Origin of the sequence: Olleya sp. Hel_I_94 (genome assembly GCF_007827365.1) — a bacterium.
Lineage (GTDB): Bacteria > Bacteroidota > Bacteroidia > Flavobacteriales > Flavobacteriaceae > Olleya.
In genome coordinates this window covers 140,263-158,566 of sequence record NZ_VISI01000001.1, presented here as the reverse complement: position 1 = coordinate 158,566, position 18,304 = coordinate 140,263, and the positions used below count along the sequence as shown (strand labels likewise).

Genomic DNA, 18,304 nt, shown 5'->3' with positions numbered 1-18,304 from the left:
TAAATTAAAAAACGCCTTAATGTCTTAAGGCGTTTTTTTTTGCTATCAAAATGTTGGTTTTAAAGGGAATAAACTATTTAAATAAGACTTTATATTCTTATTGTAATGGTAAAATTACTTTATCAATTGGGTGTACAACACCATTTATTGCTTGAATATCTACTAATGATGTAACAATGTTACTTACTCTTCCATTAGGATCAGTTAAAGTAAAGTTAGTTGCGTCTGCAGTAATATCTCCACCTAATGTCGTTACTGGTCCACTCATTAGCATACTAGATTGTACGTTAGCTCCAACAATGTGGTACGTTAGTACAGCGTCAACTGTTGCAGTATCTAAATCTGTTAAAGCAGTTGCGTTTAATTCCATTAATAAACTTCCAAAAGCAGCATCAGTTGGAGCAAATACAGTAAATGGTCCAGCTGTTGCATCAGAAACAGTTGTAATATAAGGTACAGTTGGTGTCCCAGAATCTGCGTATTGTAATGCTGCAACTAAGTTGCTTAATGCAGGATTTGAAGTTGCAAACGTTGCTATAGTTGGTAAATCTATTACAGTATCTACTGCATGGATAATTCCGTTTGTTCCTACAACGTCAGCAGCAGTAACAGTAGATATTCCGTTAAAACTAACACCATTTGTAGTGTCAAAATATAAACTTAAAGCGTTTCCTCCAGGACCACTAGCAGAGGTGTTTGTGTATCCAGAAACTAAAGTAGTTAAGTCAGTAGACGATAATGCACCACCAACAACGTGATTTAATAATAACTCAGATAATGCATCTGTAGGTACATCTGCTAAAGCTGTTCCGTTTAAATATGTTGCAAATGCAGTATTGTCTGGAGCTAATACTGTAAAAGGTCCTGCTCCTGATAAAACATTTACTAAATCACCATCTGCAGCACCTAAAGCTGCTACAAGACTTGAAAAATTAGCATTATTTACTGCATGATCTACCACTGTAGGTAAAGCAATTACTTTATCTACAATATGTACAATACCATTAGATGCAGTAACATCTGCAGTTGATACTTCAGACACATTGTTAAATACGACACCATTAGAAGTGTCAAATAATAAACTTATTTTGTTATCTCCTGCACCATCAGCCAAAGTATTAGTGTAACCACTACCTAAACCTACAAGGTCTGTTGATGTAACCGTACCACTTATTACATGATTTAGTAATGTTTGTGCTAAGGCTGCATCTGGAATATCTTGTACAGTTGCCCAACCATTATCAGACATAAATTCTGCAAAAGCTTCATTTGTTGGTGCTAATACTGTAAAAGGTCCAGGTCCACTTAAAGTAATGGCTAAATCTGCTTCCACTACTGCAGCAACTAAACTACTTAAACTTGCTGTTGCTTGAGCTGTTTCAACAATATTTAAAGTTGTTGGCGTTGATGTTGACGCATCGTCATCGTCACTACATGACCATAACACAAAAGTTGCTAAAAATAGTAGCGATAATTTTTTAATCGTTTTCATAATAAAGTTTTTTAATAGGTTTGTTTAACAAATCTATAAAAAGATTAAACAAAAATAATTAAAGATTTGTTAAAGTTATTTAAATGTTTATTTGTCAGTCATTTATTAAGTCATTCCATTTATATATATGTGTTTGATTTTTTTTAGAAAGACTTATCTTTGCAGTCTATTAAAATTAGTCATGAAAAAAAGAGTTATTGTTGGATTATCAGGAGGAGTGGATTCTAGTGTTGCTGCGTATTTATTAAAAGAGCAAGGTTATGAGGTTATAGGTCTTTTTATGAAAAATTGGCACGACGACAGTGTAACAATTTCTGATGAGTGTCCTTGGTTGGATGATAGTAATGATGCAATGTTGGTCGCAGATAAATTAGGAATACCTTTTCAAACTGTAGATTTAAGCGAACAGTATAAGGAGCGCATCGTAGATTATATGTTTGACGAGTATGAAAAAGGTCGCACACCTAATCCAGATGTTTTATGTAATAGAGAAATTAAGTTTGATGTCTTCATGAAAATCGCCTTAGATTTAGGTGCAGATTATGTAGCTACAGGTCATTATTGCAGAAAAACAACCATTACAAAAAACGGAGAAGAGGTACACCAATTATTAGCAGGTAAGGATCCAAATAAAGATCAATCTTACTTTTTATGTCAATTATCTCAAGAGCAATTGGCTAAAGCATTGTTTCCTATTGGTGAATTATTAAAACCAGAAGTTAGAGAAATAGCTAAAGCTCAGGATTTAATAACTGCAGACAAAAAAGATTCTCAAGGATTATGTTTTATTGGTAAAGTTAGATTGCCAGACTTTTTACAACAACAACTTAAGCCTAAAGAAGGTGTTATTGTAGAAATACCTAGAGATAATTCATTTTATAATGAAACGCTTCCTAGCTTCAATAATAAATTAGAAGAATTAAAATATCGTTCTAGAAAACCTAGCTATAGTATAGCTGAAGGTGTAGTAAAAGGAAAGCATCAAGGCGCACATTATTTTACTAAAGGACAACGTAAAGGATTAGCAGTAGGTGGTACAGCAGAACCATTATTTGTGATAGATACAGACGTTACAGAAAATGTTATTTATACAGGTCAAGGGACAACACACCCAGGATTATATAAAAATGTTTTATTTGTATCTAATGAAGAGTTGCATTGGGTTAGAGAGGACTTAGCATTAGCTACAGACCAAACCATGGAAGTGTTAGCAAGAATAAGATATAGACAAGTTTTGCAAAAAGCAACATTACATAAAGTAGAAAGTGGTATGTATGTAGAATTTGAAAACCAACAATCAGCTATTACTGAGGGGCAATTTGTTGCTTGGTATTTAGAGGAAGAATTAGTTGGTTCAGGTGTAATTTCTTAACTTGCAGTAACAAAAGTTACTGTTATGAAAAACCTACTTCTTTTTTTCGTTTTAACCTATTCGGCATTGTCATTTGGACAAGAGCATGCTTGGGTCTATTTATCGGATAAACCTAATAGCGCAGCAGCATTAGCAAATCCCAATACAATTTTAACACAAAAAGCGCTGGATCGTAAATCAGCTCATAATGTTGTTGTAGATTTTAAAGACGTTCCTGTGGAAGAAAGTTACATTGCACTTATCAAATCTCAACCAGGTGTTACTGTAATGTCAAAATCAAAATGGTTTAATGCCTTGCATGTTATAGGTAATCCATCAGACATCATGGCGTTAAATACCTTAACCGTTAATAGTACTACTATAGTTAGTAGTATAGATTTTGCGGACGATAATTTTGACGCCAGAATAAGTCAAAATCTAGATAAGCATGAGTTTGAAGCTAGTCTAACTACATTTAATTATGGTAATGCAGCAAATCAAGCAGTGATGATTGGTGCAGACGACTTGCACCAACATCCAGATAGTTATACAGGTTCTGGTATGACCGTCGCAGTTATAGATGCAGGATTTACCAATGTAGGCACCATGAATGGTTTTCAGCGTTTGCGTGATAATGGTGGTATTTTAGGAGGTTATGATTTTGTAGACAGAAACACAGATGTATATGCTTACACAGGAAACTCTCATGGAACATGGGTATTAAGCGATATGGCTGGTTTTTTACAAGATCAATTTGTAGGAACTGCTCCAGATGCAAATTATTATTTATTTAGAACAGAAGATGCAGCTACTGAAACCCCTTTAGAAGAAAGTCTATGGGTTGAAGCAGCAGAGCGTGCAGATAGTTTAGGAGTAGATGTTATAAACTCGTCTTTAGGATATACCACTTTTGATAATCCTAATTACAGTTATACTCCTGCCGAAATGGATGGTAATACAGCCTACATTACCAAAGGAGCAAATATTGCTTTTCAAAAAGGGATCTTAGTTGTTAATTCTGCAGGTAATTCTGGTAGCGGAAGCTGGCAGATTGTTGGAGCTCCAGCAGATGCAGCTGGTGTATTTAGTATTGGTGCTGTAAAGGCAGATGGTACTTATGCATCATTTAGCTCTAGAGGTAGTAGTGCACAACCAACTCAAAAACCAGATGTCGTGGCCCAAGGTCAAGCCAATTATATTATTACAACTTCGGATGTGGTTACCACATCTAATGGGACCTCATTTAGTTCGCCAATTATGGCAGGTGGAATCGTTTGTTTATGGCAAGCGCTACCTAATCTTTCAAATGCCGAAATCATGCAGTTAGTTCGTGAATCTGCTTCGCAATACAATGCGCCAGATTTCTTTTTAGGCTATGGTATTCCTGATTTATCTTTGGCTTTAGCACAAGGTTTGTCTGTAAGCGAGTTTCAAGATGAAAACGTAACATTAAAGTTATATCCTAATCCAGTGTCTAATCAATTAACTATTCAAATTCCTAGTCAATATGAAGAAGCTCGAGTTAGACTATATGACGTTTTAGGAAAGAAAATTATTGATACAAAGATAACAGCAATCAATAAAACAATAAATACAAGCGCATTTTCTAAAGGCGTTTATTTAGTTAAGGTTGAATCTGAAGGTTTAGCGATCACTAAAAAGATAATTAAAAACTAGAGGTTACAACTAACGTATATCGCCTTCGTTTTTAAAAATAATAACCACAAGATATTTATAGTAAATGCCAAATAAAATCACTCAACTATTTAATATACAATATCCAATCATTCAAGCAGGTATGATTTGGAATAGTGGCTGGAAGTTAGCCTCAGCAGCAAGTAATTCTGGAATATTAGGATTAATTGGTGCAGGAAGCATGTATCCTGACGTATTAAGGGAGCACATTCAAAAATGTAAAAAAGCAACAGATAAACCTTTTGGTATTAATGTCCCAATGTTATATCCTAACATTGAGGAAATCATGAATATAATTGTAGAAGAAGAAGTTAAAATCGTTTTTACTTCCGCAGGAAATCCAAAAACATGGACTAAATGGTTACAAGACAAAGGGATTACAGTAGTGCATGTGGTTAGTAGTGTCAAGTTTGCATTAAAGGCTCAAGACGCTGGAGTTGATGCCATAGTTGCAGAAGGTTTTGAGGCTGGAGGACATAATGGACGTGATGAAACTACAACGCTTACACTTATTCCTATGGTAAGCGAGCAACTACATATTCCATTAATAGCAGCTGGAGGAATTGCTACAGGAAAAGCAATGTTAGCTTGTATGGTTTTAGGTGCAGATGCTGTGCAAGTAGGAAGCCGATTTGTTGCAAGTGAAGAAAGTAGTGCACATCAAGCATTTAAGCAAGTTGTAGTAGATGCAAAAGAAGGTGATACGCAATTAACTTTAAAAGAATTAGCGCCTGTTAGGCTAGTGAAAAATAAATTTTATAATCAATTACAAGAGTTGTACAAAACAAGTCCAACACCAGAACAACTTAAAGAGTTATTAGGTCGTGCGCGTGCTAAAAAAGGAATGTTTGAAGGAGATTTAGAGGAAGGCGAATTAGAAATTGGTCAAATAGCTGGACTAATTCACGATATAAAACCTGTTGTAGAAATAGTAGAGGAGATTGTAGCAGAGTTTGAAAAGGCTAAACTTGATGTTATTAATTTTTAGTATTGAAGTTTTAAATTAACTAGTAATTTGGATTTTAATCTCATAGTTAATTTAATTTTTTCAAAAATAATTCAAATTTCTGCAATAAAAAATATAGCTATTTATTTGCGTTTAGATACCATTTTACATGAATAAAAATTACGATTACGTTTTGGTTGGTGCTGGTTTTTACTGTTCGATAATTGCAGAACGTATCGCTAATGATTTAGGAAAAAAAGTGCTAATCGTTGAAAAACGAAACCATATTGGGGGAAATTGTTTTTCTGAAACTAATATTGAAACAGGTATCGAGTTTCATAAATATGGAACACATATTTTTCATACTTCAAATAAAAAAGTATGGGAATATATTTCAAACTTTACTACTTTTAATAGTTACTATCACCAAGTTTTGATCACGTACAACAGTAAGGTGTATCAAATGCCCATTAATCTAGAAACGATTAATTCATTTTATAATATTAATTTAAAACCTTTTGAAGTAGATGACTTTTTAGAACAAGAATTTAAAAAAGAATCTTATACCAATCCAAAAAATTTTGAAGAGCAAGCCATCAATATTATTGGTAGACCATTGTATGATGCTTTTATAAAAGGTTATACTATCAAGCAGTGGGGGCGTGATCCTAAGGATTTGCCTGCTTCAATTATAAAAAGATTGCCATTCCGCAAAAACTATTCTGAGTCTTATTTTTTTGATACCTATCAAGGTATTCCAACGGATGGTTTTACTGCTATTTTTGATAAATTATTAGCTTCCAATAATATTGATATACAGTTAAACACCGATTTTTTTGAAATTAAAGAGCAATTAAATTCGAGTGCTACAATTATTTATTCGGGATCTATAGATAGACTGTTAGATTATAGATTTGGCGAGTTGGATTATAGAACGTTAGATTTTGAATTTGAAGTTGTGAATTATGAAGATTTTCAAGGCACTTCAGTGATGAATTATGGTAATCAAAAGATACCATATACCAGAATTCATGAGCCAAAGCATCTGCATCCAGAGCGTACCTATAATTTAGATAAGACGCTTATAATTAAAGAATATTCCAAAGAAGCTAATCGTGAAGAACCCTATTATCCCATAGGTGGTGAGGTTAACAAAAGCTTATATGCTAAGTATTTAAAAGAGGTCAAAAAAGTGTATCCTAATTTAATTATAGGAGGTCGATTAGGCGATTATAAATATTACGATATGCATCATGTTATTGAAAATGCATTAGATACTTACAACAATTTAATAAAAAAGGGATGTTAGATTTAAATTTGGTTATGCCAATTTATAACGAAGATGAAATTATTGAAGTTGTAGTAGTCGATTGGATAACTCATCTTGATAAGCTTAATATTAATTATAAGATTAAACTTTACAATGATGGTTCTAAGGATAATACTTTAGATGTTATAACTAGTCTTCAAAAAAAATATCAAGATAGAATAGTAGTAATAGATAAAAAAAATTCAGGACACGGTCCAACAATATTACAAGCTTACAAGGATAGTTTAAACGCTAATTGGATTTTTCAAGTAGATTCTGATAATGAAATGAAAGCCAAATATTTTGAACAGTTTTGGAATAAAAAAGAGGATTATGATTTTTTAATAGGTAAACGTGTTAACCGCATTTCACCTTTATTTAGAAAAATAATGACATACATATCATACGTCGTAGTTAAACTATTTTTTGGTAAAGGGATAAAGGATGTAAATTCACCTTACAGATTAATTAAAACAGAAGTATTTAATACTGTTTTTAAAAGTATTCCAGACGATACGTTTGCGCCTAATATAATTGTTGCAGGAATGGCTTGTAAAAATAATATTAAAGTAAAGTCTATTGATATAGAATTTACAGAACGTACAACTGGTGTCCCTACTTTAAATACTAGCATTTTAAAATTGTTTAAAATTAGTTTTAAATCATTTTATCAAATTATTTCTTATGCTAAAAAACATTAGGTATAACAATAGATTGGTGTATTTTTTATTAGCTATACTGTATGTAGCTTTTGCTTTTCCATTTACTCCTGCTTATATAGGTTTAGGTTACGATCAAGAGATTTTTCAATATATAGGGATGATAATAGATCACGGTCTAGTCCCGTATAAAGACGTATTTGACCATAAACCACCAATAATCTATTTCCTTAATTATTTGGGTTTTTTGATTACACCCAATAATACATGGGGTGTTTTTATAATATTAAATATCCTTGGTTTATTTAGCACCATACTAGTTTACAAAATAGCATTAAAGCAAAACAAAAAGGGAGTTTTGTCTATAGTCATTGCAAGCCTTTACATTTGTTTAATCAATAGTCATGTGTTTTTGCAAGGTGGTAACTATACTAGGCAATTTACAGCCTATTTAACTATCGTTATAATGTATTTGGTTTTTACAAAATCAATATCTAAAATCAGTATAGTGTCACTTGGTGTTTTATTAGGATTAATATTTTTTACACAACAAAACGAAATTTTAGGAGGTTCAGTTTTAGTCGCTTATTATTTGATGTTTAAGTCAGACTTTAGGATAAATACTTGGCAAGAAATATTGAAAAACAGTCTGCTTTTTTTACTAGGTTTAAGTGTTGTTTTTGTAATTATTTTAGTGCTTATTTATAATTGGGAAAACTTTAGCCAATTTATAAATCAAGCCTACTTATTCAATTTTGACAATTACATTCAGCAAAGTTCTATTTTAGTTAAAGTGCTAAAAATTATATATGCTTTTGGTGTCAAGCTCGTTTATTTAATTCCATTATTATTAGCTAGTATAGTTATAATTTACGGTGTGTCATTTTCAATTTTAAAAAATAAAAAGTTAACTATTCCTTTGATTATTGTCTCCATTGCTTTTGTATTTCAAATTATATCAACTTCAATTTCAGGCAGAACTTTTGGGCATTATTTTTTAATGTTTATACCTTATATCATGCTCTTGATAATATATTCTATTAATAATATTAAGGATACTGTTTTAAAATTTCTACTGGTAGGTTTAAGCTTATCCATAGGAGGGTATTTATTTAATCAAATCCCATACAAAAAGGAAGAGACTATTTTTTTAGCAGATACTCTAAAAATTGTAGAATCCGTTAAAGGTGAAAACAAACAATTTTATTCCTTTGATGCTAGTTATTTAAGAGTCAATTTTAATTTAAATATAAACTCTCCTTCAAAATGGATATACACACATTATATGGACGACATGATGCTACAAGATATTCTAAAAAATCTGCTAAGTAGCAAAACCAGATTCGTGTTAGTTCAAAATGCTTATTTACAAGAATTTAAAAATTTAGATTTATTTTTTACCACTCATTACAATCAAGTATTATCAAATAATAAACATAGTCTGTTTCAAATCAAATAAAAGCAATAGAATTCAGCTTTAAATCTTATTTTTGCCCAATGGTTTTATCTGATTACACAAAAGAATTTAAATATAATTGGCAATTGGCTGCTCCTGTAATGTTAGGGATGTTGGGTCATACTTTTGTTAGTTTTGTGGACAACATTATGGTTGGTCAAATTGGAACTGCAGAGTTAGCTGCTGTATCTTTAGGTAATAGTTTTATGTTTATAGCTATGTCTATTGGTATTGGCTTTAGTACTGCCATTACGCCTTTAGTGGCGGAAGCAGACAGTGCAAACGATTTTGATAAAGGTAAATCAGCTTTTAAACATGGTTTGTTTTTATGTACCGTTTTAGGTGTTTTACTTTTTTTATTATTGCTATTAGCCAAACCTTTAATGTATTTAATGAAGCAACCTGTTGAGGTTGTAGAGTTGGCCATCCCGTATTTAGATTTAGTAGCAATATCTTTAATTCCCTTAATAATATTTCAAGGAATAAAACAGTTTAGTGATGGGTTATCTTTAACTAAATATCCTATGTATGCTACTATTGTAGCTAACCTAGTTAACGTTGGTTTAAACTATTTACTAATCTTTGGTAAGTTTGGTTTCCCAGAAATGGGTATTGTTGGAGCAGCTTATGGTACTTTAGTGTCGCGTGTTATTATGGTCGCTTATTTATGGTGGTTATTAAAAGGTCGTAAAAAGTCTAAAGATTATGTAACTAATATTAAGTTTTTTGTTTTAGATAAATTAATGCTTAAAAAAATTATAGGATTAGGGACACCAAGTGCTATGCAAATGTTTTTTGAGGTTGCAATTTTTACTGCTGCTATTTGGTTAAGTGGTTTGTTAGGTAAAAACTCTCAAGCAGCAAATCAAGTAGCCCTAAATTTAAGCTCAATGACCTTTATGGTTGCTATGGGATTAAGTGTTGCGTCTATGATTAGAGTAGGTAACCAAAAAGGATTACATCAATATATAGAATTACGTCGTGTAGCTGTATCGCTATTTTTAATGGGCTTTATATTTGCTGTCATTTTTGCTTCTTTATTTTTAATATTTAATCAATTTTTCCCAAGGTTATATGTAGATTTTGATGATGCAGTAAACTTTAAAGATAATCTAGAGGTGGTCACAATAGCCTCGCAATTATTAATTGCAGCAGCTATATTCCAGATAAGTGATAGTTTACAAGTTATTGTACTTGGTGCTTTACGAGGACTTCAGGATGTTAAAATACCAACAATTATTACTTTTATTTCCTATTGGTTAATTGGTTTTCCAATAAGCTGGTATTTGGGTAAAGCACATGCTTATGGTAGTTTTGGAATTTGGTTAGGATTACTAGCAGGCTTAACTACTGCTGCTATTTTATTGTTTATACGTTTTAATTATCTAACTAAAAGGTTAATTTTGGACTCTCAAAATAACTAGTCGCTAACCTTTAAAAAGCAAATATATTATGGAATTACCAAAATTCATTTTAGGTGATAATACAGATTTACCAAACGCAATCTTTGTGATTCATACAGAATTCCCTAGATTTATAATCAATCTAGAAGATGATGAAGTTGAGTGGTTTGAAGATTTTGACCAACATGATGAAAAAGAGTTGGAAATGGAGACAGAAAACCTAATCAAAGAAGCGACCGCATTTTACGATAGAGAAGTGGAGCGTTATGAAGATTAAGCATTCATAAAATCATTTCAATGATATAAATAACCTAACTTTTAGGTAACTGCAAAATAATTTTATGTTAGACCAATTAGTACAATACGATAAAGAACTTTTTTTATTTTTAAATAACCTAGGAACAACGTCATGGGATGGATTTTGGCTGTTTTATACAGATAAATTACATTGGATTCCGTTTTACGCTGTCTTAGCTTTTTTAATGTACAAAAAATTAAATACTAAAATGTTTGTACTAACCTTAGTGGTTATAGCTTTAATGATTTTATTTACAGACCAAATTACTAACCTATTTAAAAATTTCTTGGTAAAACGTCCTAGACCATGTCATGAGGACGATTTAGTGCAAGCCATGCGATTGCTTAAATCGTGGTGTGGTGGTAAATATGGCTACTTTTCTGGACATGCAAGTAACAGTATGGCTGTCGCTATTTTTTCTGGTTTAATGTTAAGATATAAATATAAATATCTAATTTATATACTAATTGTTTGGTCTATAACTATGGCATATAGTAGAATATACATTGGTGTACATTATCCATTAGATGTTTTAAGCGGAATGCTATTTGGTGGACTTTCAGGATTTATGTTTTATAAACTTGATAAATACTTACAATCTAGATTTCAATTAAAATAATTACTTTTTAGTAAAATAATAGTAGGTATTTATCAATCGATCTTTGTATTGTTTGCTATCTGGCTCACTCTCATTTAAATCGTAAATAGCCATTTCTTTGATATTATATTTTTCAAAAAGAATAGCTTGATTTTTAGGATTGATTCCGTTGGATAAAACTCCAAATTCCGCTTCAAGCGGAAAGTTATAAGCATTGTTTCCTTGTTTAATCTGAGGTATTTTAGCTCCATATTGCCATATGGTTTCTGGCGAAACGTAGTCAATAGCATACAATTTTATGTCCTTTTGTTTATGTGTTTTTAAAAGCGTAGTTATGGGTTTAAAATTGTCGCTTGTAAACGTTTTGAAAACAGGTAAGCCAAATAAAAATAAAGCTCCAAAAAAAGCAGTAGTTAACAAAAAGACATGTTTAATCTCTTTTTTTATTAATTGCAAAAGTATAGCCAAGCCTAAAGTAAACACGATAATTGCAAATATTATAAAAGGGAATAAGCTATTATTTAATTGTGTTTTAAACTGAAAATACAACACAAAAGGAGCCACAAGACCAATCAAACCAATTAAGCCAAAGTTAAAATACACAGGTATGGTTTCGCGTTTGTCTTTTAGCGTTTTAAACTTACGAATCAAATACTCAATATAAAATCCAATATTTAAAGCTAAAGGAATTAAAACAGGCATCAAATATCTAGATTTTTTCTCTGGAATTATAGATAACAAAATAACTGCAAATAGGGTCCATAAAAAAGTAAACTTATAGGCTTTGTAATGAACTACACGTCGTTTTAAATACGGAAATAATAAGCTAATAAAAGCCGGAATAGTCCATAATCCACTTTGTGTAAAAAAGCTCCAGTAGTAATAAAAAGGTCTAACATTATAGCTGGTCCAATTTCCTGTTTCTTTACTAGTAATAGCAGCAAATGTAGTTGGATCCTCTAATCTTACATAAAAGTACCACCAGCCACCAACAACTAATGATAATATCAAAATAACAATTATTGGTAGCACTTTAGTTTTGATGTTCTTATAGTTAAAACTAAAGCTAAAAGCTAGTAAAAAAGGAAGTAATAAAGCATAAAAGCTAATAGGTCCTTTGCTTAATATTGAAAAACCAATACAAAAAGCAGCAATAATAGTATGTTTCCAATCTGTGTTTTCTGATTTAAAAAATTTAAATAAATGATAGATTGCAATCATCATAAAGCCATGAGTAAAAATATCCCAAGGAGCTTCAATAGTAATACCAATAACGTAAAACGATGTTATTAATATTAACGTGTTAATCATGCTATGTGCTCTGCTTTTTAATATGGTTTTGGATAATTTAAAACTATAAACAGCCAAAATCATTATCATAATAATAGCAGGTAAACGCATTCCAAAAACACTTTTTACACCAAAAATAATTCCAGAAATAGCGGTAAGCCATGTTGGTAAAGGTGGTTTTTCGTAACGTGCTTCGCCATTCATGGTAGTTAATATCCAATGATCATCCAATAACATCTCTCTAGCAGTAATAAAATTACGTGCTTCCATTATAGTTACTTGTATGGTCTCTAAGTTAGGTAATAGCATAACTGCTAATAGCAAACAAATAAAGATGATTGGATAATCTTTTAATAATTTAGGCATCTTGCTTTTTTAAGATTAACAAATTTCTGAAGTAAATTACAGCACCTAAAGAGTGTCCTACCAATAGCACATAATCGACCCTAAATATAGCGTAGGTTAAAATTAATAACGACCCTATTAAGCTTAAAGCCCAAAAGCCAAGTGGTAAAGAGGACTCTTTGTTTTTTTCAGAATATATCCATTGGTACACAAAACGTAATGTAAACACTATCTGAGAGACGATCCCTAACATTAACAGCCAAAACGGAATAGCTTCGTTTTTAAATAACTTAACAGTATCAATTTCATTATTATTAAAATAAAATACAGTTATAAATACTGGCATTAATAATAAGATATAACGTATACCAACCGGAAATGTTTTCCATTGGTTTTGCAATTGTAAATTTCTGATATAAATATAATAGGTTAACCCTTGACCAAGCATAATAGCAAAATCATCGCGTAAATACCCATAAATAAATAGCAAAAACGAAGCGATTAAACTAAGCGTCCAAAATAAAGTAGGCGTGATTACACGTTTTTGTTTCTCGCTAGTAATCCATTGGATTATTAACCGAGAAGAGAATAATGTTTGCGCTAAAAAGCCTATGCTAAGAATAATCCAATTACTCATTATTTTTGCTTAGCGACTTCGTAGTTAATGTATTTTTTCTTCATCCATAAATACGCAAAGCAATCCATTAAAGGTCCTAGTAACCTATTCCAAACGCCAAATTTAGCCTCGCCAGCAACTCTAGGAAAATGTTGTACAGGTATTTGCTTAGTTTTTCCATTTTGCAACATAATCATAGCAGGTAAAAAACGGTGTAATCCTTTAAACATTGGAATACGTTTAGCATAGTCCGTTTTAATTACTTTTAATGGACAACCAGTATCATCCATTCCGTCTTTAGTAAATGCACGTCTAATTCCGTTTGCAATTTTAGACGACATGTTTTTTACAAAACTATCTTTACGGTTAGCACGTACACCAGTAACTAAATCATACTCGCCTATATGTGCTAGTAGTAAATTAAAATCTTCTGGTGCAGTTTGTAAATCAGAGTCAATATATCCCACTAAAGGCGTGGTAGTGTAGTCAAAACCAGCTTTTATAGCAGCACTTAAACCACGATTGTCTTTAAATAATATATAGTCAAAAGCATCGTGTCTACTACAAATAGCTTCAATTAAATCTTGACTTTTATCTTTTGAGCCATCATTAACAAATAATATTTTAGTGGTTTTGGTTGCTATTTGCGTGTAAGCTAATAACTCTTTTTCCACTCTAAGTAAATTATCTTCCTCATTATAAACAGGAACGACGATGGTAAATTGGTAATTCATAAACCTTTTTTAGTGTTACAAATGTATTGTTTTTTATAGAATTGAAATTAGTATCGAAAAAAAATCTGTTTCTTTGTAATACAGAAAAATACATATGAAGATATTAGTCACTGGAGCAGTAGGTTTTATAGGCTCTCACACCTGTGAGCATTTACACGATTTAGGTCATGAAGTTGTTGGTATAGATAATTTTAATAATTATTATAGCTTAGCGCTGAAAACTTTAAACGAAAAAGCACTGTTACAAAAAGGTATTACAGTAATTACTGCCGATTTAAGAAACCAGGATTTAGCAGACGTTTTACCAAAAGACATCAACTATATTTTTCATTTTGCAGCACAACCAGGTATTTCGGCAAGTTCAACTTTTGAAGATTATTTTACTAACAATATTATTGCGACTAAGAATCTTACAGATTATGCATTACAATGCCCAAATTTAGAATTATTTGTAAATATAGGGACTTCCTCCATTTATGGATTAGAAGCAACTTTTCCGGAAACCAAAGCGCCTAAACCTGCATCGTACTATGGTGTTACTAAATTAACTGCCGAGCAGTTAGTATTGCAAAAAAGTAGAGAGCAATTATTTAAAAGTTGCTCGTTAAGACTATATTCTGTTATAGGACCAAGAGAACGTCCAGAAAAAATGTACACCAAATTAATTGCTTGTGCATTTAATGGAGATGCATTTCCATTATACGAAGGTAGCGCAACCCATTTAAGAAGTTTTACTTATGTTGGTGATATTGTGGACGGAATTGTAAGCGTGATAGGAAAAGAAAACAAAGTAGATGGCGAAATTATTAATCTTGGTACAGAGGTTGAACATACCACACAAGATGGAATAGAAGCGGTTGAGCAAGTCATTGGTCAGTCCATTAAAATAGATCATGTTAAGGCTAGAGTAGGAGACCAATTGCGTACTAAAGCAAACATAGATAAAGCTAAACAGTTACTTGATTATAATCCGCAAACTACTTTATTAGAAGGTGTTAAGGCGCAAGTCGAATGGTATAAGGCTAATTTTTTATAATTTAAATATACAGAGAAATACAAAAAAAAGGACAGTTATAAAACTGTCCTTTTTTTTGTTAGTTTTTTATGACAAATTACTAATTTACAACATTACCCTAATCCCAATAAATAATCTGCAGCAGCAAAAGGAGTGGTTTTATTAGCTTCAATTAAAGCTAGTTGTTTATTAAGTTCTAATTTAATTTCTGGATTATTAAAAAAGACACTTTTAAGTTGCTCTTCAATAGTTTGAAGTAACCAGAATTTATTTTGTTCTGTACGCTTGGTATTAAAATAGTTATTCTGTTTGGTAAGTGTTATGTAATCCAAAATCACATCCCAAATCGCATCTATACCATCGTTTGTTAAGGCACTGCATAACGTTACTTTAGGTTGCCAATTAGAGTCTTTTATTGGATACATATGTAAAGCTCTGTTAAACTCGACTTTAGCCATTTTAGCACGTTTAACATTGTCACCATCTGCTTTATTAATGGCTATGGCGTCTGCCATTTCAATAATACCTCGTTTTATACCTTGTAACTCGTCTCCAGCTCCTGCTAATTTTAAAAGTAGAAAAAAGTCGACCATACTGTGTACTGCAGTTTCGCTTTGTCCAACACCAACGGTTTCTATAATAATTGTATCAAAACCTGCTGCTTCACAAAGGATAATGGTTTCTCGTGTTTTTCTAGCAACACCACCTAAAGAGGTTCCGGAAGCAGATGGACGTATAAAAGCATTGGTGTTTTTAACCAACTCTTCCATTCGGGTTTTGTCACCTAAAATACTTCCTTTAGTAATACTGCTACTTGGATCTACAGCTAAGACTGCAACTTTTTTGTTTAAAGTTGTTAGATGTGTTCCAAACGCTTCAATAAAAGTGCTTTTTCCAACACCAGGAACACCTGTAATACCAATTCTAACAGAAGTATTGGCATGAGGTAAACATGCTTTAATAATAGCATTGGCTTGATCTGTATGCTTCGGGTTTTTGCTTTCTACTAAAGTAATGGCTTGGCTTAAAGCAGTTATATTACCTTTTAAAATAGCGGTTACTAAGTCTTGTGTTGTACGTTGCAGTTTGCGTTTTGCCTTAATTTTTAAAACAGCATTTGCATTGGTCATCTCTGGAGAGGATACACCATCTTGCTCGCTTAATGCTGATTTTTTTTTGGACATAGTTGCTTTAATTTCCGCGAAAGCGTTGTTAAAATTAGTTTTAGACTAAGGTTAATCTTTTAAAGGCACTTCAATTTTTACAACGTCCCAAGCCATAGTCATTTTTAAGTCGTCTGTACTATTGTCAAATGCTACTGTAAACTGCTCGACTGGTTTATCTAAGATTTGTGCAGGCACTTCTACTTCTACAACGTCATAATTTGGATCCCAATTTGGTTCCATTTTTTCGTTAACTCCCCAATCATATTGTTTGGAGTTAAACATAACTTTCCAATTGTTTTGCATAGGTACAGTCCAAAGTGTATATTTTCCTTTAGGAAGCTTTACACCATTTACAGATAAATCGTGATTGGTTTCAAAGGTAGTCGCCTCATTTGCTCCAGTACGCCAAACTTTATTAAAAGGCACTAAAGCGCCAAAAATAGCTCTATCACGTTTAGATGGTCTATTATAAACTACTCTTAAATCTAAGTCGTTAATTTTTATACCAGCAGTGTCCTTTGGACTTAAAGGTTGATTAAATAAGCCTGTTTTTGTAGTAAATTGATAGCCTAAAACGCCAATTACAACGATAATTAATAGATATATAAGTTTTTTCATGTACGGGTTTCTTAATATTAGCACTTAGTAATGCAACAAAATTAACTGAAAATTTAGTACATATAGAAGGATTACCCTTAAATTATTCTAAATATTTGTGCTAAATTGAAAAAAAAAACAACTTTTTTGCAACACTGCTTTTTTTGTGTCGTCTTTAACCTGAACACTAACCAAAAACCAACAAGTGAAAGTCGTTACTTTAGATAACATCGAGTTGTGTAAACAAAATAACCGTAAGGCACAATTACAAGTGTATCAGCAATATTGCGATGCTATGTATCATGTTGCATTACGTTTTGTAAATCACACTGCCGAAGCTGAAGATGTCGTACAAGAGGCTTTTATAAAAGCCTTTACAAAACTACATCAATTTAAAGGTGACGTTACTTTTGGTGCATGGTTAAAACGTATTGTTATTAATAAAAGTATTGATTACTTAAAATCTAAAAAACAACGCTTAGTTGAATTAGATGAGGTGCATCTGAAAGTAATAGATACTAATACTGATGACAAATGGTTAGTAGAAGACACAACAACTTTAGACCAAATAAAGCAAGCCATTAATAGTCTTCCGGAAAAATATAAGTACGTAGTCATGCTATTTTTAATAGAAGGGTATGACCATCAAGAGATTTCAGAAATTTTAAATATTACCGAAGTCGCGTCGCGTACCCAATTATCCAGAGGAAAAGTAAAATTGCAAGCCCTTTTAAAACAAAACGATTATGGCGAAAGATATTAGAGAATTATTTAAAAATGATAACCAACAGTCTGATAAGCAAATGTCACAAGGACATGAAGCTAGATTTTTAGACAAGTTAGACCAAGCATTGCCACAAAAAAAGCAATCTAATTGGACGTTTTTAAACATTGCAGCAAGCATCGTGATAATTTTAGGATTAGGTTTTGGAGGATATACGTTTTTTAAACAAGACGTAAATCCTATTATAGTAGTAGATACTGAGCAACCAAAACCAGAAATTAATAAAACTACAAAAACCATGACGCTTGGAGATATCTCTCCAGATTTAAAAAAGGTAGAAGATTATTACGTGGCAAATATTAATTTAGAATTGTCTAAACTTAAGCTAACACCAGAAAATAAAGAATTGTTTGATGGTTACGTGCTAAGGTTAGAAGAGTTAAATGCAGAATACAAAAGCTTGTCTACAGAGTTGACCGATAATGGTCCAGATGAGCATACTGTAAATGCACTAATCCAAAATCTAAAATTTCGTTTAAACTTGATGTATCGTCTTAAAGAACAACTTAATCAGTTAAACAACATGAAGGCTTCCCAAGGGTAGTCGTTA

Annotated in this window: 18 protein-coding genes; 12 read left to right on the top strand and 6 right to left on the bottom strand. The window is 31.9% G+C overall.

Translation table 11 applies throughout. The features are described from left to right. Positions 1-97: 97 nt before the first annotated feature. Positions 98-1,492 carry a fasciclin domain-containing protein gene (locus tag JM82_RS00740; RefSeq protein WP_145000308.1) on the bottom strand — a complete coding sequence of 465 codons (1,395 nt, stop codon included), beginning with the start codon at positions 1,490-1,492 and terminating at the stop codon, positions 98-100. A gap of 181 nt (positions 1,493-1,673) precedes the next feature. On the opposite strand from JM82_RS00740, the gene mnmA reads away from it, so the two are divergent. The 9 genes from mnmA (at position 1,674) to JM82_RS00695 (ending at position 11,228) form a co-directional block, all read left to right on the top strand. Next, positions 1,674-2,864: a tRNA 2-thiouridine(34) synthase MnmA gene (gene mnmA / locus JM82_RS00735; RefSeq protein WP_145000306.1), complete on the top strand. Its 1,191-nt coding sequence runs from the start codon at positions 1,674-1,676 to the stop codon at positions 2,862-2,864. Between the two features lie 24 nt (positions 2,865-2,888). Further along, the gene (locus JM82_RS00730) at positions 2,889-4,520 is read left to right on the top strand and encodes a S8 family serine peptidase (protein WP_145000302.1); all 1,632 of its coding nucleotides are present in this window, start codon (positions 2,889-2,891) and stop codon (positions 4,518-4,520) included. Positions 4,521-4,584: 64 nt separating this feature from the next. Further along, positions 4,585-5,526 (top strand): NAD(P)H-dependent flavin oxidoreductase, encoded by a 942-nt coding sequence (locus JM82_RS00725; protein WP_145000299.1) that lies wholly within the window; start codon positions 4,585-4,587, stop codon positions 5,524-5,526. A gap of 127 nt (positions 5,527-5,653) precedes the next feature. Then, positions 5,654-6,793, top strand: a complete 1,140-nt coding sequence (gene glf / locus JM82_RS00720; RefSeq protein ID WP_145000296.1) for a UDP-galactopyranose mutase — start codon at positions 5,654-5,656, stop codon at positions 6,791-6,793. Then, the gene (locus JM82_RS00715) at positions 6,787-7,494 is read left to right on the top strand and encodes a glycosyltransferase family 2 protein (RefSeq protein WP_145000293.1); all 708 of its coding nucleotides are present in this window, start codon (positions 6,787-6,789) and stop codon (positions 7,492-7,494) included. Before glf ends, JM82_RS00715 begins: the two co-directional genes overlap by 7 nt. Continuing rightward, the gene (locus tag JM82_RS00710; protein ID WP_145000291.1) at positions 7,478-8,911 is read left to right on the top strand and encodes a glycosyltransferase family 39 protein; all 1,434 of its coding nucleotides are present in this window, start codon (positions 7,478-7,480) and stop codon (positions 8,909-8,911) included. The genes JM82_RS00715 and JM82_RS00710 overlap by 17 nt, the downstream gene beginning before the upstream one ends. Before the next feature lie 38 nt (positions 8,912-8,949). After that, entirely contained in the window at positions 8,950-10,332 is a 1,383-nt protein-coding gene (locus JM82_RS00705) for an MATE family efflux transporter (RefSeq protein ID WP_145000288.1), read from the top strand. A 28-nt stretch (positions 10,333-10,360) separates the two neighbouring features. Then, entirely contained in the window at positions 10,361-10,588 is a 228-nt protein-coding gene (locus JM82_RS00700; protein WP_145000286.1) for a hypothetical protein, read from the top strand. A 64-nt stretch (positions 10,589-10,652) separates the two neighbouring features. Further along, complete coding sequence (locus JM82_RS00695; RefSeq protein WP_145000283.1) at positions 10,653-11,228, top strand: phosphatase PAP2 family protein; 576 nt, start codon at positions 10,653-10,655, stop codon at positions 11,226-11,228. Here JM82_RS00695 and JM82_RS00690 read toward each other — a convergent pair whose 3' ends face one another. Genes JM82_RS00690 through JM82_RS00680 form a run of 3 tightly spaced genes read right to left on the bottom strand, consistent with a single transcriptional unit; the run spans position 11,229 to position 14,192 of the window. After that, the gene (locus tag JM82_RS00690) at positions 11,229-12,863 is read right to left on the bottom strand and encodes an ArnT family glycosyltransferase (RefSeq protein ID WP_145000281.1); all 1,635 of its coding nucleotides are present in this window, start codon (positions 12,861-12,863) and stop codon (positions 11,229-11,231) included. It abuts the gene before it with no gap. Next, positions 12,856-13,479, bottom strand: a complete 624-nt coding sequence (locus JM82_RS00685) for a lipid-A-disaccharide synthase N-terminal domain-containing protein (RefSeq protein WP_145000278.1) — start codon at positions 13,477-13,479, stop codon at positions 12,856-12,858. Before JM82_RS00685 ends, JM82_RS00690 begins: the two co-directional genes overlap by 8 nt. Beyond that, positions 13,479-14,192, bottom strand: a complete 714-nt coding sequence (locus tag JM82_RS00680; protein WP_145000275.1) for a glycosyltransferase family 2 protein — start codon at positions 14,190-14,192, stop codon at positions 13,479-13,481. The genes JM82_RS00685 and JM82_RS00680 overlap by 1 nt, the downstream gene beginning before the upstream one ends. Before the next feature lie 94 nt (positions 14,193-14,286). Here JM82_RS00680 and JM82_RS00675 point away from each other — a divergent pair, with 94 nt between their 5' ends. Continuing rightward, positions 14,287-15,228, top strand: a complete 942-nt coding sequence (locus JM82_RS00675; RefSeq protein WP_145000272.1) for an NAD-dependent epimerase/dehydratase family protein — start codon at positions 14,287-14,289, stop codon at positions 15,226-15,228. 92 nt (positions 15,229-15,320) lie between these two features. Here the strand turns inward: JM82_RS00675 and meaB are convergent, their stop codons facing one another. Both meaB and JM82_RS00665 read right to left on the bottom strand, forming a co-directional pair. Beyond that, positions 15,321-16,391: a methylmalonyl Co-A mutase-associated GTPase MeaB gene (meaB, locus tag JM82_RS00670; protein WP_145000269.1), complete on the bottom strand. Its 1,071-nt coding sequence runs from the start codon at positions 16,389-16,391 to the stop codon at positions 15,321-15,323. Between the two features lie 51 nt (positions 16,392-16,442). Then, a complete protein-coding gene (locus JM82_RS00665) occupies positions 16,443-16,991 on the bottom strand; it encodes a DUF2911 domain-containing protein (protein WP_145000266.1) in 549 nt (182 codons plus the stop codon). 184 nt (positions 16,992-17,175) lie between these two features. Between JM82_RS00665 and JM82_RS00660 the strand changes: the two genes are divergently transcribed. Both JM82_RS00660 and JM82_RS00655 read left to right on the top strand, forming a co-directional pair. Beyond that, the gene (locus JM82_RS00660) at positions 17,176-17,733 is read left to right on the top strand and encodes an RNA polymerase sigma factor (RefSeq protein ID WP_145000263.1); all 558 of its coding nucleotides are present in this window, start codon (positions 17,176-17,178) and stop codon (positions 17,731-17,733) included. Further along, positions 17,717-18,298, top strand: coding sequence for a hypothetical protein (locus JM82_RS00655; protein WP_145000260.1), 582 nt, complete (start codon positions 17,717-17,719; stop codon positions 18,296-18,298). The genes JM82_RS00660 and JM82_RS00655 overlap by 17 nt, the downstream gene beginning before the upstream one ends. Positions 18,299-18,304: the final 6 nt, after the last annotated feature.

What these genes read in the sequence shown, in the direction of transcription:
- JM82_RS00740 (WP_145000308.1), bottom strand. Translation starts at nt 1,492, where the DNA reads ATGAAAACGATTAAAAAATTATCGCTACTATTTTTAGCAACTTTTGTG.
- mnmA (WP_145000306.1), top strand. Translation starts at nt 1,674, where the DNA reads ATGAAAAAAAGAGTTATTGTTGGATTATCAGGAGGAGTGGATTCTAGT.
- JM82_RS00730 (WP_145000302.1), top strand. Translation starts at nt 2,889, where the DNA reads ATGAAAAACCTACTTCTTTTTTTCGTTTTAACCTATTCGGCATTGTCA.
- JM82_RS00725 (WP_145000299.1), top strand. Translation starts at nt 4,585, where the DNA reads ATGCCAAATAAAATCACTCAACTATTTAATATACAATATCCAATCATT.
- glf (WP_145000296.1), top strand. Translation starts at nt 5,654, where the DNA reads ATGAATAAAAATTACGATTACGTTTTGGTTGGTGCTGGTTTTTACTGT.
- JM82_RS00715 (WP_145000293.1), top strand. Translation starts at nt 6,787, where the DNA reads ATGTTAGATTTAAATTTGGTTATGCCAATTTATAACGAAGATGAAATT.
- JM82_RS00710 (WP_145000291.1), top strand. Translation starts at nt 7,478, where the DNA reads ATGCTAAAAAACATTAGGTATAACAATAGATTGGTGTATTTTTTATTA.
- JM82_RS00705 (WP_145000288.1), top strand. Translation starts at nt 8,950, where the DNA reads ATGGTTTTATCTGATTACACAAAAGAATTTAAATATAATTGGCAATTG.
- JM82_RS00700 (WP_145000286.1), top strand. Translation starts at nt 10,361, where the DNA reads ATGGAATTACCAAAATTCATTTTAGGTGATAATACAGATTTACCAAAC.
- JM82_RS00695 (WP_145000283.1), top strand. Translation starts at nt 10,653, where the DNA reads ATGTTAGACCAATTAGTACAATACGATAAAGAACTTTTTTTATTTTTA.
- JM82_RS00690 (WP_145000281.1), bottom strand. Translation starts at nt 12,863, where the DNA reads ATGCCTAAATTATTAAAAGATTATCCAATCATCTTTATTTGTTTGCTA.
- JM82_RS00685 (WP_145000278.1), bottom strand. Translation starts at nt 13,479, where the DNA reads ATGAGTAATTGGATTATTCTTAGCATAGGCTTTTTAGCGCAAACATTA.
- JM82_RS00680 (WP_145000275.1), bottom strand. Translation starts at nt 14,192, where the DNA reads ATGAATTACCAATTTACCATCGTCGTTCCTGTTTATAATGAGGAAGAT.
- JM82_RS00675 (WP_145000272.1), top strand. Translation starts at nt 14,287, where the DNA reads ATGAAGATATTAGTCACTGGAGCAGTAGGTTTTATAGGCTCTCACACC.
- meaB (WP_145000269.1), bottom strand. Translation starts at nt 16,391, where the DNA reads ATGTCCAAAAAAAAATCAGCATTAAGCGAGCAAGATGGTGTATCCTCT.
- JM82_RS00665 (WP_145000266.1), bottom strand. Translation starts at nt 16,991, where the DNA reads ATGAAAAAACTTATATATCTATTAATTATCGTTGTAATTGGCGTTTTA.
- JM82_RS00655 (WP_145000260.1), top strand. Translation starts at nt 17,717, where the DNA reads ATGGCGAAAGATATTAGAGAATTATTTAAAAATGATAACCAACAGTCT.